General features: G+C 68.8%; 12 protein-coding genes. 5 read left to right on the top strand and 7 right to left on the bottom strand.

What is annotated here, in order from left to right; all coding sequences use genetic code 11:
* Window positions 1–11: 11 nt before the first annotated feature.
* A complete protein-coding gene (locus tag NJ4_RS10240; protein ID WP_157551036.1) occupies window positions 12–1031 on the bottom strand; it encodes a hypothetical protein in 1020 nt (339 codons plus the stop codon).
* Between the two features lie 125 nt (window positions 1032–1156).
* On the opposite strand from NJ4_RS10240, the gene NJ4_RS10235 reads away from it, so the two are divergent.
* The 5 genes from NJ4_RS10235 (at window position 1157) to pstB (ending at window position 6288) form a co-directional block, all read left to right on the top strand.
* Window positions 1157–2014: an NUDIX hydrolase gene (locus NJ4_RS10235; protein WP_067433978.1), complete on the top strand. Its 858-nt coding sequence runs from the start codon at window positions 1157–1159 to the stop codon at window positions 2012–2014.
* A 170-nt stretch (window positions 2015–2184) separates the two neighbouring features.
* Window positions 2185–3309 (top strand): phosphate ABC transporter substrate-binding protein PstS, encoded by a 1125-nt coding sequence (gene pstS, locus NJ4_RS10230; protein ID WP_067433975.1) that lies wholly within the window; start codon window positions 2185–2187, stop codon window positions 3307–3309.
* 100 nt (window positions 3310–3409) lie between these two features.
* Window positions 3410–4360, top strand: a complete 951-nt coding sequence (gene pstC, locus NJ4_RS10225; protein ID WP_067434059.1) for a phosphate ABC transporter permease subunit PstC — start codon at window positions 3410–3412, stop codon at window positions 4358–4360.
* Window positions 4361–4364: 4 nt separating this feature from the next.
* Complete coding sequence (pstA, locus tag NJ4_RS10220) at window positions 4365–5489, top strand: phosphate ABC transporter permease PstA (protein ID WP_067433972.1); 1125 nt, start codon at window positions 4365–4367, stop codon at window positions 5487–5489.
* Window positions 5490–5508: 19 nt separating this feature from the next.
* Window positions 5509–6288, top strand: coding sequence for a phosphate ABC transporter ATP-binding protein PstB (pstB, locus tag NJ4_RS10215; protein WP_067433968.1), 780 nt, complete (start codon window positions 5509–5511; stop codon window positions 6286–6288).
* Between the two features lie 73 nt (window positions 6289–6361).
* On the opposite strand, the gene NJ4_RS10210 is transcribed toward pstB, so the two are convergent.
* The 6 genes from NJ4_RS10210 to NJ4_RS10185 all read right to left on the bottom strand — a co-directional run bounded on the left by NJ4_RS10210 (window position 6362) and on the right by NJ4_RS10185 (window position 12621).
* Window positions 6362–7480, bottom strand: coding sequence for a hypothetical protein (locus tag NJ4_RS10210; protein WP_157551032.1), 1119 nt, complete (start codon window positions 7478–7480; stop codon window positions 6362–6364).
* Between the two features lie 144 nt (window positions 7481–7624).
* Window positions 7625–8629, bottom strand: coding sequence for an inorganic phosphate transporter (locus tag NJ4_RS10205; protein ID WP_067433962.1), 1005 nt, complete (start codon window positions 8627–8629; stop codon window positions 7625–7627).
* Window positions 8630–8633: 4 nt separating this feature from the next.
* Window positions 8634–9251, bottom strand: a complete 618-nt coding sequence (locus tag NJ4_RS10200; protein WP_067433959.1) for a DUF47 domain-containing protein — start codon at window positions 9249–9251, stop codon at window positions 8634–8636.
* Window positions 9252–9327: 76 nt separating this feature from the next.
* Window positions 9328–11535 carry a heavy metal translocating P-type ATPase gene (locus NJ4_RS10195; RefSeq protein WP_067433956.1) on the bottom strand — a complete coding sequence of 736 codons (2208 nt, stop codon included), beginning with the start codon at window positions 11533–11535 and terminating at the stop codon, window positions 9328–9330.
* A complete protein-coding gene (locus NJ4_RS10190; RefSeq protein ID WP_067433953.1) occupies window positions 11525–12418 on the bottom strand; it encodes a hypothetical protein in 894 nt (297 codons plus the stop codon). The genes NJ4_RS10195 and NJ4_RS10190 overlap by 11 nt, the downstream gene beginning before the upstream one ends.
* A complete protein-coding gene (locus tag NJ4_RS10185) occupies window positions 12415–12621 on the bottom strand; it encodes a heavy-metal-associated domain-containing protein (protein WP_067433950.1) in 207 nt (68 codons plus the stop codon). Before NJ4_RS10185 ends, NJ4_RS10190 begins: the two co-directional genes overlap by 4 nt.
* Between the last annotated feature and the right edge of the window lie 23 nt (window positions 12622–12644).

Here is a 12644-nt window from a genome sequence, read left to right as displayed (position 1 = left end):
AAGGGGCAGGGTCAGCAGGAGGCGAGCAGGACCGGGCCGGTGGCCAGGTTCGACATCGGGTAGCCGTCCGGCTCCGCCGTCGCAGTGAGTACGACGGCCTTCCCGTCGGTCCTGGTCGTCGGGTCGGAGAACACGTCGGCGTAGGAGACCATCTGGCCCGGGTCCTCGGCAGTGGCCAGCGCGCCCCGCGACTCGGCGTTGCGGGAGGCCTGGTCGTCGGAGTCGAACCCGAAGACCACCGACAGCCGGTCATCGGTCGACAACGCCACCAGGTAGCCCTTGAGCGGCGAGACGCCGCCGGCCTGCTCGACGAGGTCGTCGGCCACCGTGCGGGCCGCGTCGTCGGCCTGGCTCATCGCCAACGCCTCGCAGGCGTAGTCCTTCATCAGCACGGTCGCGTCGAGGGGATCGCCCTCGAGCGGGTCGGTCAGCGGGGTGATGTCGAGGCCCTCCTCCTCGCCGAGCACGGTCTTCATCGCGGTGCGCAGGTAGTCGGCCTGGTCGGAGCCGACCAGCAGCCCCTCCTCCTCGACGAAGGCGACACTCTGCAGCTCGTTCGAGGTCAGTCCCAGGCCCGAGACCACGTCGGGACCGCCCTCCCACACGCCGCCGTCGAGCCGCTTCGAGCCGGGCGGGGTGTAGCCGGCCTCCTCGAACGCGGAGGCGACGTCGGTCAGGTCGCCGGGCAGCTTCATGACCACGACCATGCCCTCGCGGGACTGGCCGAGCAGCTCCCAGTCGGACTGCAACGGGTCGAACCCCAACGACTTCTCGATCTCGGCGGCCGAGGAGGCCAGCGAGGAGACACTCAGGTCGCGGTCGCTCGCGGCGGTGAGCAGATCGGGCCCGGAGACCTCGTCGCGGACCCGATCCCAGTCGGTCCATCCCACCCGCAGGGTGTCTGCCGGAAGCAGCGCCGCGGCCTTCTCGAACTCGCTGTCCCGGGGCCACACGAACCAGCCGACCACCGCGGCGACGGCTCCCACGAGCACCACCACGGCAGTGGCCATCGCGACGCGGCGACGAGTCATCTGGGTGAACTCTCCTCGACCTGGACGACAACCGGACAGCAACGGGGTGGCAACGCAGTGGCGACGGGGCGGCAACGGGGCAACCGACGCGGATCGACCCGCACACCAGGACATACGCTAGCCGCATGCCGCAGGCCGACATCATCGCCGCAGGTGCCGTGGTCGTCCGCAAGGGCGGCGACGTGCTGCTGGTGCACCGCCCCAAGTACGACGACTGGTCCTTCGCGAAGGGCAAGCTCGACCGCGGGGAGCACATCACCGCCTGCGCCGTCCGCGAGGTCCGGGAGGAGACCGGTCTCGACGTACGCCTGGGCCGGCCCCTGCCCGACCAGCACTACGACGTCGGCGTGCGCGGCAAGGTGGTGCACTACTGGATCGGCCGGGTGGTCGGCAGCCACGACATCTCCGGCTACGCGCCCAACGCCGAGATCGACGAGGTGCGCTGGGTCCCGTTCGACAGCGCCGAGGGGCTGCTCACCTACCCGCGCGACCGCGAGACCCTGGCTCACGCCCGTGCCGCGAAGGGTCGTACGACGACCCTGGTCGTGCTGCGTCACGCCAAGGCCCGGTCCCGTTCCTACTGGCGCACCGACGACCGTCTGCGCCCCCTGCTGCGGATCGGCGAGGGCCAGGCCGAGAACCTGGTCCCCCTGCTGGCGTCGTACGACGTCCGTCGGCTGGTCTCCTCCTCCTCCAACCGGTGCGTGCAGACCCTGCTCCCCTATGCGGACGCGACCGCCCGCGAGATCGACACCCGGACCGCACTCAGCGAGGAGGATGCCACTCCCGAGGGCGTGCTCGAGGTGGTCGACGGCCTCGTCGACGACGCGAAGCGGACGGTCCTGTGCACGCATCGTCCGGTGCTGACCGACGTGTTCTTCACCCTCGGACTGGCCGACCCCGAGCTCGAACCGGGGCAGATGCTCGTCGTTCACCTGCGCGACGGCGCGGTCGTGGCCACAGAGACCCATCGGGTGCGCTGAGTCAAGAGGGGCACGGGCCAGTTCACGTGATGGCCGTCTCTTCTCCGCCCACCGGCGACCAAAGGGCCCACCATCGTTCACCGCTCGTTCACCGAGGCCGAGCAATCCAGTCACTTGGAGGGCTTTCACTCACTGATGTCATCAACATCAAGCACATCAGGAGCGTTGAAGTGAAGCGCACTTCTTTCCGCAGCATCGCGGCACCCGCCGTTGCGACGATCGCCGTCTTCTCCCTCGCCGCATGTGGTGGAGGAAACGACAGCGACACCGAGCTCACCGGTGACGCCGGCGACACGTCCGTCTACGAGGGCCTCTCCGGCAAGCTCGTCGGTGGCGGCGCCTCGTCGCAGGCATCGGCCCAGGACGCCTGGATCGCCGGCTTCTCCACCGTCGCCAGTGACGTCACCGTCACCTACGACCCTCAGGGCTCGGGCACCGGCCGCGAGAACTTCATCTCCGGCGGCTACAAGTTCGCGGGCACCGACGCCTACCTCACCGACGAGGAGGGCGAGCTCAGCGACGCCACCAAGAACTGCGGCAGCACGCCGATCCAGATCCCGAACTACGTCTCGCCGATCGCGGTCATCTTCAACGTCGAGGGCGTCGACGAGCTCAACCTCGCCCCCGACGTGCTGGGCGACATCTTCGCCGGCAAGATCAAGAAGTGGAACGACCCGCGGATCGTGGCCGACAACAAGGACGCGAAGCTGCCGAACGCGGACATCCGCCCGGTGCACCGCTCCGACGAGTCGGGCACCACGGAGAACTTCACCGACTACCTCGACGCGGTCGCCAAGAAGAACTGGACCGCCGGTGTGGTGGAGACCTGGCCGAAGGAGTTCGGTGGCGAGGGCGCCAAGGGCACCGACGGTGTCGTGAAGTCCGTGACCGACGGTGAGAAGAACGCCATCGCCTACGCCGACGCCAGCAAGGCCGGCGACCTGGGCGTGGCCAAGATCAAGGTCGGCGACGCGTTCGTCGGTCCGTCGGCCGACGCCGCCGCCAAGATCCTCGAGGTCTCCCCGGAGGCCGACGGCGCCGGCGACACCGCGATGATCTACGACCTCGACCACACCACCACCGAGGACGGCGTCTACCCGATCGTCCTCACGTCCTACCTGCTGGCCTGCCAGCAGTACGACGACGAGGCCACCGCCAAGCAGGTCAAGGGCTACCTGACCTACATCCTCTCCGACCAGGGCCAGACCATCGGCTCCGAAGAGGCCGGCTCGGCGCCGCTCGCCGACGACCTGCGCACGCGTGCGCAGGAGATCGTCGCGACGATCGGTTCCTGATCGTCTCGTTCAGGCTCAGGGGGTCGGGCCCGAAGTCGGGTCCGGCCCCCGGTCGTGACTCCACCCCCGTTCAGCTGTTCTTGGAGGTTCAGTGAGCACCATGGTCGATCCGGGCCCCGAGGCCCCAGAGACCGCGCCGCAGCAGGCGAAGCCGCCCACCCGACTGGGTGACGTGCTGTTCAGCAAGATCTCGCTGGTCTCCGGTCTGATCGTCATCCTGTTCCTGGCCGGCGTGGGCACCTTCCTGCTCATCCAGGGCCTGCCCGCCCTCGGTGCCTCCGGCGAGACGGCGTACGGCGAACCCAGCATCTGGAAGTTCGTCGGGATGCTGCTCTACGGCACGATCTACGCCTCGGTGATCGCCATCGTGATCGTGACCCCGCTGGCCATCGGCCTGGCCCTGGTCATCTCGCACTACGCGCCGCGGTCGCTGGCCAAGCCCGTGGGCTACCTGGTCGACCTGCTGGCCGCCGTACCCTCGGTCGTGTTCGGCCTGTGGGGCCTGGAGGTCCTCGCCCCCCAGCTGCTGCCGGCCTACAAGTGGCTCAGCGAGCACGCCTCGTGGATCCCCCTCTTCGACGGTTCGGTGAACTCGCGTTCGCTGCTGACCGCCTCGATCGTGCTGGCGCTGATGGCGCTGCCGATCGTGACCGCGCTGTTGCGCGAGATCTTCGCCCAGACCCCCCGCGCCCACGAGGAGGCCGCCCTGGCCCTGGGCGCCACGCGCTGGGAGATGATCCGCCTCGCGGTCTTCCCCTACGCCCGCTCCGGCATGGTCGCCGCGATCCTGCTCGGCCTGGGCCGCGCGCTCGGCGAGACGATGGCCGTGGCGATGGTGCTCTCGGCCACCGGCACCGGCTACCTCACGTTGAGCATGATCTCGGCAGAGAACCCCAACACGATCGCGGCGTTCATCGCCAACAACTACGCCAATGCCTCGGGCGCCAAGATCAACTCGATGATCTTCGCCGGCCTGGCGTTGTTCCTCCTGACTTTCGTCGTCAACTTCGCGGGCCGCTGGATCGCCACCCGCGGGCAGAACAAGGGGTGAGGTCATGACCCGGAACACCGGGGCCCCCGAGGCTCCCGACAGCACCGACGCTGCGTACACCGAGTTGCCGATGCCCGACACCCTCAGCATCCACAGCGGCCAGCTGCCCCGCCAGGCCACCCTGATGACCGTCGTGTTCGCCGCGGCCATCGGGGCCGTGGGCGGGCTGATCCTCGGCGCCGGCCCGACCGTCATCGTGCTGCTGGCATGGGCGATCTTCCTGGTCGCCCTCACCACCTGGTCCACGATCGTCGAGGGACGCCGCAAGGGCACCGACCGCCTGGTCAACGCGATGGTGTGGTCGACGTTCGTGATCGCGATGCTGCCGCTGCTCAGCCTGCTCTGGACCGTGATCACCAAGGGTGGCCCGGTGCTGACGCCGGACTTCCTCTCACGCGACATGACCGGGTTCGCCGCACTCGGCCAGGGTGGCGGCATCTACCACGCGATCATGGGCACGATCATGGTCACCGGCATCGCCGCGATCATCGCGATCCCGGTCGGTGTGTTCACCGCGATCTACCTCGTCGAGTACGGCGCCGCATCACGCCTGGCCAAGATGATCACCTTCCTGGTCGACGTGATGACCGGCATCCCCTCGATCGTGTCCGGCCTGTTCGCGATCTCGCTGTTCATCGTGATCACCGGCGACCCCCTGCCGCGCCTGGGCATCGGTGGCGGTGTCGCCCTGGCCCTGCTGATGATCCCGACGGTGGTCCGCTCCGTCGAGGAGATGCTCAAGCTCGTGCCCGACGACCTGCGCGAGGCGTCGTACGCCCTGGGTGTGCCGAAGTGGCGCACCATCGTCAAGGTCGTGCTGCCCACCGCGGTGGCCGGCATCGTCACCGGCATCACCCTGGCCATCGCCCGGGTCGCCGGCGAGACCGCGCCGCTGCTGCTGATCGTCGGCACCTTCCCGTCGGCGAACTGGAACCCGTTCGACGGGGCCGTGCAGACCCTGCCGGTCTACATCTACACCTCGCTGAACGGCACCACCGACCCGAAGTACGGCGACATCTGGACCGACCGGGTCTGGGGCGCCGCCCTCGTCCTGATCATCATCGTGATGGCGCTCAACCTCATCGCCCGCATCATCGGCAACATCTTCGCCCCCAAGACCGGGCGCTGAACGTAAGGAACTCTGCACCATGGCCAAGAGCATCGACGTCAAGGACCTCGACATCTACTACGGCGACTTCCTCGCCGTCCAGGGAGTCAACGTCCACATCAAGGCACGTTCCGTGACCGCGTTCATCGGCCCCTCGGGCTGCGGCAAGTCGACCGTGCTGCGGTCGCTGAACCGCATGCACGAGGTGATCCCCGGCGCCCGGGTCGAGGGCAAGGTCGTCGTCGACGGCCAGTCCCTCTACGGCGCCGGCGTCGACCCGGTCGCCGTACGCCGCCAGATCGGCATGGTCTTCCAGCGGCCGAACCCGTTCCCGACCATGTCGATCTACGAGAACGTGCTGGCCGGCAACCGCCTCAACGCCCGCAAGATGAAGAAGTCCGAGGCCGACACGATCGTGGAGAAGTCGCTGCGCGGCGCGAACCTGTGGAACGAGGTCAAGGACCGGCTGAGCAAGCCCGGCATGGGTCTCTCCGGCGGTCAGCAGCAGCGCCTGTGCATCGCCCGCGCGATCGCGGTCGAGCCCGAGGTGCTGTTGATGGACGAGCCGTGCTCGGCGCTCGACCCGATCTCGACCTCCGCGGTGGAGGACCTGATCCACGAGCTGAAGTCCGACTACACGATCGTGATCGTCACCCACAACATGCAGCAGGCCGCCCGGGTCTCCGACGACACCGGCTTCTTCAACCTCAAGGCGGTCGGCGAGCCCGGTCACCTGGTGGAGTTCAACCCCACCACCAAGGTCTTCTCCAACCCCGAGGAGCCCGCCACCGAGGCCTACATCTCCGGCCGCTTCGGCTGATACTCCCTGACGTTCGGACCCTCCGGAGGCGGTAGTCCCTGACGTTTGGACCCTCCGAGATATGGCCGAGGACTCACGAAGCCCGGCGCCGCAAGCGCAGTAGGTTCTTCCTGTCGAGCTCGCTCAAGTTCCGACGCTGCTCCACCGTGAACGTCGGGATCCACCACCGCGGTAGGTCAGCCGTCCACTGACGTCGCGACGCCGACTGAAAGAGAGCACGCTCCCGCATCTCGTGCATACGTTCCGCCAAGGTCCTCCTGAAGGCTGTCGCACCACGTGTGACCGTGAGTGTCTCGAGCCCGACGCGTCGGAACCGCTCCATCCGTTGAGCGTCGATCGTGTCCCGGCCCGGCGCCAGGTGCACGTCGCCGTTGTACTCCACCACGACGCCTGCGACCTCGTCGAGCAGATCAGGAGTGCCCAGATGGTTGCCGTACCGATCGAAGATCGGCCTGTTCGCCAACAGCCGTGGGAGCTCCGCGTCGATTCTCCACACCAGGTGGGTCCTGTCCTCCCAAGGTGACCAGGAGTTCTCCTCAAGAAACGGACAGGCAGCGCGCACCTGCGGGGCACCCGTCCAACCGCGGCGGACGAGGGCGTACTCGTCGATCTCGGCGATCGACACGAGATCGGAGTACGCCGCCATCCCGAACGCGACCACCGCCTCCCGCTTGCTGGGGGCGTAGCGCATCTCTTGCGTCAACGAGCGGACCGGATCGGTGACGACCAGGCCGTCAACGACAGTCAGTTCCCGGAGGTCCCGACGCTCTTCGATCACGACGAACCCGTCCTGGCTGCGGATGTTGTGGTCCGCGGTGAGAATCGGCACCGGCAATTGGGTCACACCGTCGGGCGCGAACCCGTCGAACCACGCGGCCCCCTGCCACCGCAGTGACGCCCACCCCGTGACTCCCGCACCGATCGGCATGACCACGCTCGCCTCGACGATGCGCTGTTCGGGGCGGCTGGCGTCGACGCCGGAGGGCACGTAGTACCCGCGCGAGGTACGGCGCCAGGCCGCGCCGCCGGCTTGCCGCTTGGAAGGGCCAGCCGGCCCACCGACACGCGCTGGCACCACGAGTCCCGAACGCGGTTTGCCCGGGTACGGGCACGACAGCTGTCCCGCCCGCGAGACGGCGTACGTCGGGCCGCCGGTGCTGGTGACCGCGGGGTGCGGCTGCTGCTCGAACATGCAGAGATCGTGCACTGTTCGGCTCACGTGCCGACGCGTTATCCACAGCCCCCACCAGTGCCCCGGGACGGGAAGGGTCCGAACGTCAGGGACTATCGCGAGTCGAGGGTCCGAACGTCAGGGACTATCGCGAGAAGAGGGAGGTCAGGGGAGGACTTCGATGAAGAAGTGCGCGACCCAGTAGGCCAGGGCGGCCACCGCACCGGCTGCGGGGAACGTGAGCACCCAACCGGTGAGGATCGACTTCGCCACGCCCCACCGCACGGCCGAGAGGCGCTTGGTCGCCCCCACGCCCATGACCGCCGAGGTGATCGTGTGGGTCGTGGAGATGGGCGCCTCGAAGACGTAGGCGGTCGTGTAGAGCACCGAAGCGGCCACCGACTCGGCAGCGAACCCTCGGGCGGGGTCGAGGTGGATGATCCGCCGTCCCAGGGTGCGCATGATGCGCCAGCCACCGGACCAGGTGCCCAGGGAGATGGCCGTCGCCGCGGCGACGATGACCCACAGCGGCAGTCCGTCGCTCTTGTCGACGTAGCCGACGGTGAGCAGCGCGAGGAAGATGACACCCATCGTCTTCTGGGCGTCCTGGAGCCCGTGGCCCAGCGCCATCGCGGCCGCTGAGGCGGTCTGCGCCATCCGGAAGCCGCGGCTGACCCGGCTCGGACTGGCCCGACGGAAGATCCACATGATGGCGAGCATCACGATGAATCCGGCCCCGAAGGCGAAGAACGGCGAGAGGATCATCGGGATCAGCACCTTGTCGACCACGACGTGCCACTTCACGCCCACCCCGGCGGCCAACGCGGCACCCACCAGGCCACCGATGAGGGCGTGGGAGGACGACGAGGGCAGACCGTAGTACCAGGTGATCAGGTTCCAGGTGATGGCGCCCAGCAGGCCGGCCATCACGATCACCAGTCCGTGGGTGGTCGAGGGCGGTGTGATCACCTCGGCCACCGTCTCGGCGACCTTCTGCCCGAGGAACGCGCCGACGAAGTTCATGACGGCGGCCATGGCCAGCGCGACCCGGGGAGTCAGCGCCCGGGTGGAGACCGACGTGGCGATCGCGTTCGCCGCGTCGTGGAAGCCATTGGTGTAGTCGAAAACGAGCGCGACGACAACGACCGCGATGACAATCGCGAGTTCCATCCGGTCAGGACTCCTTGACCGCGATCTGTTCGACGATGTTGGCCACCGTCTCGAAGGCGTCGATCGCCTGCTCGAGCGCCTCGATGATGTCCTTGAGCTTGATGACCTCGAGTGGTTCGTACTTGCCGCTGAACAGACTCGCGAGGGTACGGCGGTAGTTCTTGTCGCCGGCGTTCTCGAGGCGGTTGATCTCGATCCAGTACTCGTCGAGATCCTTCATCGCCTGGAGACGCGGCATCGCGTCGGCGGTGAGCTCGGCGCAGCGCTGGAGCACCTCGACCTGTTTGGAGAGCTCCGAGGGCAGGTGCTGCACCTCGTAGAGCAGGATGAGGTCGACCGCCTCGTCCATCTCGTCCATCACGTCGTCGAGCCCGGAGGCCAGCGAGTAGATGTCCTCGCGGTCGAACGGCGTGACGAAGGTGCTGTTCACGCGCCGCACGATGGCGTGCGTGGTCTCGTCAGCCTCGTGCTCGGCGGCGCGCATGCGCTCGGCCACGTCTTCACGATTGCTGTCTGCGCCGAGCATCTCTGCGAGCAGTGCTGCGCCACCGACGAGGTGCTGGGCTTGTTCTGAGAAGAGGTCGTAGAAGGAAGCATCGACCGGACGAAAGCGGAAAGCCACGGAAAACTCCTGGTGAGGAGGACCTGAACGCTGAACATGCTAGGGCCAACATCGGCGCGTCGCGCAACTTGGCCCGTCAGCGGCCCGGCGTGAACCCGCGCAGACGGAGGCTGTTCGTGACCACAAACACGGAACTGAAGGCCATCGCGGCCCCCGCGAGCATGGGATTCAGCAGCCCCGCGGCGGCCAGTGGCAGGCCGGCCACGTTGTAGGCGAACGCCCAGAACAGGTTGCCCTTGATGGTCCGGAGGGTACGCCGGGACAGGCCGATCGCGTCCGCTGCGAGCCCGAGATCCTCGCGCACCAGGGTGAGATCGCCGGCCTCGATGGCGACGTCGGAACCCGAGCCCATGGCGATGCCCAGATCGGCTCCGGCCAGCGCAGCCGCGTCGTTGACGCCGTCGCCGACCATGGCCACGACACGCCCCTCCCCCTGCAGCCGACGCACCTCGGCCACCTTGTCGGCGGGCATCACCTCGGCGACGACCCGGTCGATGCCGACCTGGCCGGCCACCGCCTCCGCGGAGCGCCGATTGTCGCCGGTGAGCAGCACCGGCTCCAGGCCCAGGGCCCGGAAGCGTCGTACGGCGGCCGCGGAGGTCTCGCGCACCGTGTCGGCGACGACGACCACCCCGACCGTGACGCCGTCGACGACGACCGTGACCGCGGTGTGGCCGCGCGACTCGGCGTCGTCGAGGGCAGTGGCCAACACACCGGTGGCGGTGCCGGAGCGCCCGACCGAGACCGAGCGCCCCTCGACGACACCGGAGACGCCGATGCCCGGCGTGTTGGCGAACTTCTCGACTGGGGGCAGCGCGCCGCCGAACCCGGCCGCGACGGCTCGTCCGACTGGGTGCTCGGAGGCGTCCTCGACGGCCGCGGCCAGGCGCAGCACGTCGTCCTCGGACTCCCCTGGAGCCGCCACCACCGCGACCAGGGACATCCGGCCGTGCGTGACAGTGCCGGTCTTGTCGAGCACGATCGTGTCGACCCGGCGGGTCGACTCCAGCACCTCGGGGCCGCGGATCAGGATGCCGAGCTGGGCGCCCCGACCGGTGCCGACCATCAAGGCGGTCGGCGTGGCCAAGCCCAGCGCACACGGGCAGGCGATGATCAGCACCGCGACCGCGGAGGTCATCGCGAACGACACCGGCGCGTCGGCGCCGAGCCAGAAGCCCAAGGTGCCAGCCGCGATCAACAAGACGATCGGCACGAAGATCCCCGAGACCCGGTCGGCCAGTCGTTGCACGGGGGCCTTGCCGTTCTGGGCGTCCTCGACCAACCGCGCCATCCGGGCCAGCTGCGTGTCACCGCCGACGCGGGTGGCGCGGACGACCAGCCGCCCGCCGGCGTTGACCGTGGCCCCGGTGACCGCGTCCCCGGGCGCCACCTCCACCGGCACCGACTCCCCGGTGAGCAACGACTCGTCGACGGCCGACGTACCGCTCTCGACGACGCCGTCGGTCGCCACCCGCTCCCCCGGTCGTACGACGAACGCGTCGCCCACGGCCAGTTGGTCGACGGGGATGCGGGACTCGACACCGTCGCGCAGCACCGCGACGTCCTTGGCGCCGAGCTCGAGCAGGGCGCGCAACGCGGAGCCGGCACGTCGCTTGGCGCGGTCCTCGAACCAACGCCCGACCAGCAGGAAGGTGGTGACGCCGGCGGCGACCTCGAGATAGATGTTGCCGGTGCCCGACTCGCGTCGCGGGGTCAGGTCGAACGGGTGCACCATGCCGGGTGTCCCGGCGGTGCCGAGGAACAACGCGTAGAGCGACCAGCCGAACGCGGCCAGCGTGCCGACCGAGACGAGGGTGTCCATGGTGGTGGTGCCGTGGCGCAGGTTCCGCCAGGCGGCAACGTGGAAGGGCCAACCGCCCCACACCACGACCGGTGCCGCGAGAGTCAGTGACGCCCACTGCCAGTAGTCGAACTGGAACCGCGGCACCATCGCCAGCACGATCACCGGCACCGCGAGAGCGGCGCTGATCAGCAGGCGCTCCAGGGAGGCACGGGCCGCGGCGTCGGCGGCGAGGTCGGCCGCGTCCTGCGACGGGCCCGACGCTTCGTCGAGCGAGGTCGACACGACGCCGTAGCCGGCCGCCTCGACACTCGCGACCAGGTCGTCGCGACCGATCGTGTCGGCGAAGGTGACCTTCGCCTTCTCGGTGGCGTAGTTGACGGTCGCCTCGACGCCCTCGAGCTTGTTGAGCTTGCGCTCGATGCGATTGGCGCAGGAGGCGCAGGTCATCCCGGAGATGAGGATTTCGGCATCAGTGCTCATGATTCTCGCCTTCCTCTCCGTGGCTGTCGGACTGACCATCGGCCCGCTCGGTTCCGTTGACGGTGAACTCCACCCGGCGTACCGCCCCGTCATGCTTGAACTCCAGGAACATCCGGTGCCGTTCGGCCGATTCGGCGACCTCGAAGGAGACCTGCGGGCCGGGCGGGCCGTCGAGGGGGTGGGCGTGCAGGTAGTCGAACCCGGCGGTCTCGATCACCACCAGGTGCCCGTTCGCGCCCAGGTAGGGCTCGAGCTCGGTGACCGGCTTGCCGGCGCGCGAGATCGTGAAGGTCACCCGGCCCTCGCCACGGGTCATCGCGACGGCATACGGGCCGGTGCGCTCGAGCACGGTCGCGGCCGGCACCGGCGCGGGCCGGGGGTGGTGACCGGTGACGGTCAGCTCGGTGTTGGCGACGAAGTTCTCGCCACCCGTGGTCGCGTCGGCATAGACCTGATAGCTGCCGGGAGCGAGTGCGAGCCGCGCGGTCCAGCGCCCGTCGGCGGCCATCGTCGGGTGCACGTGCTGGAAGTCGGTGAGGCTCGGAGTCCCGATCACGACCAGGTGCAGCCGCTTCTCGTGCACCACGTCGTAGTCGAGCAGCGGATCGCCGTGCTCGTCGACGATCGTGAAGTCGACCGTGCGGCGGCCGGGTTCGACCTCGGGCCGGGCCAGGTCCAGCTGGTACGCCGCACCGTGGTCGCCGTCGGCGTGATCCCCGCCGGGCTCACCGGACATGTCCTCCATGTCGCCCATGCCGTCGTGCTCCTCATTCGCCACCTCATCGGTGACGTCGGGTCCGGCGGCCCGGCCAACGTAGACGGCGAGACCGAAGACGACGGCGAGACCGACGGCGAATGCTGCGATGCGCCCGAGCGTGCTCATGTCAGCTGGTAGCCGGCCTCGGTCACGGCGGCCTCGACGGCCCCGCGATCGAGGGGCTGGTCACTCGTGATCACCACGGCGCCGCTCTCGAGGGTGACCTCGACGGCTTCGACGCCGGGCACCTCCTCGAGCTCTTCGGTGACGGAGGCGACGCAGTGGCCGCAGGTCATGCCGGTGACGGCCCAGGTGCTGGTGTGAGACATGGGACTCTCCTCAGGTTCAGGGG

This window comes from Nocardioides jensenii JCM 1364 = NBRC 14755, from assembly GCF_001552535.1.
Taxonomy (GTDB): Bacteria; Actinomycetota; Actinomycetes; order Propionibacteriales; family Nocardioidaceae; genus Nocardioides; species Nocardioides jensenii.
This window is presented reverse-complemented; position numbering and strand designations above follow the sequence as displayed.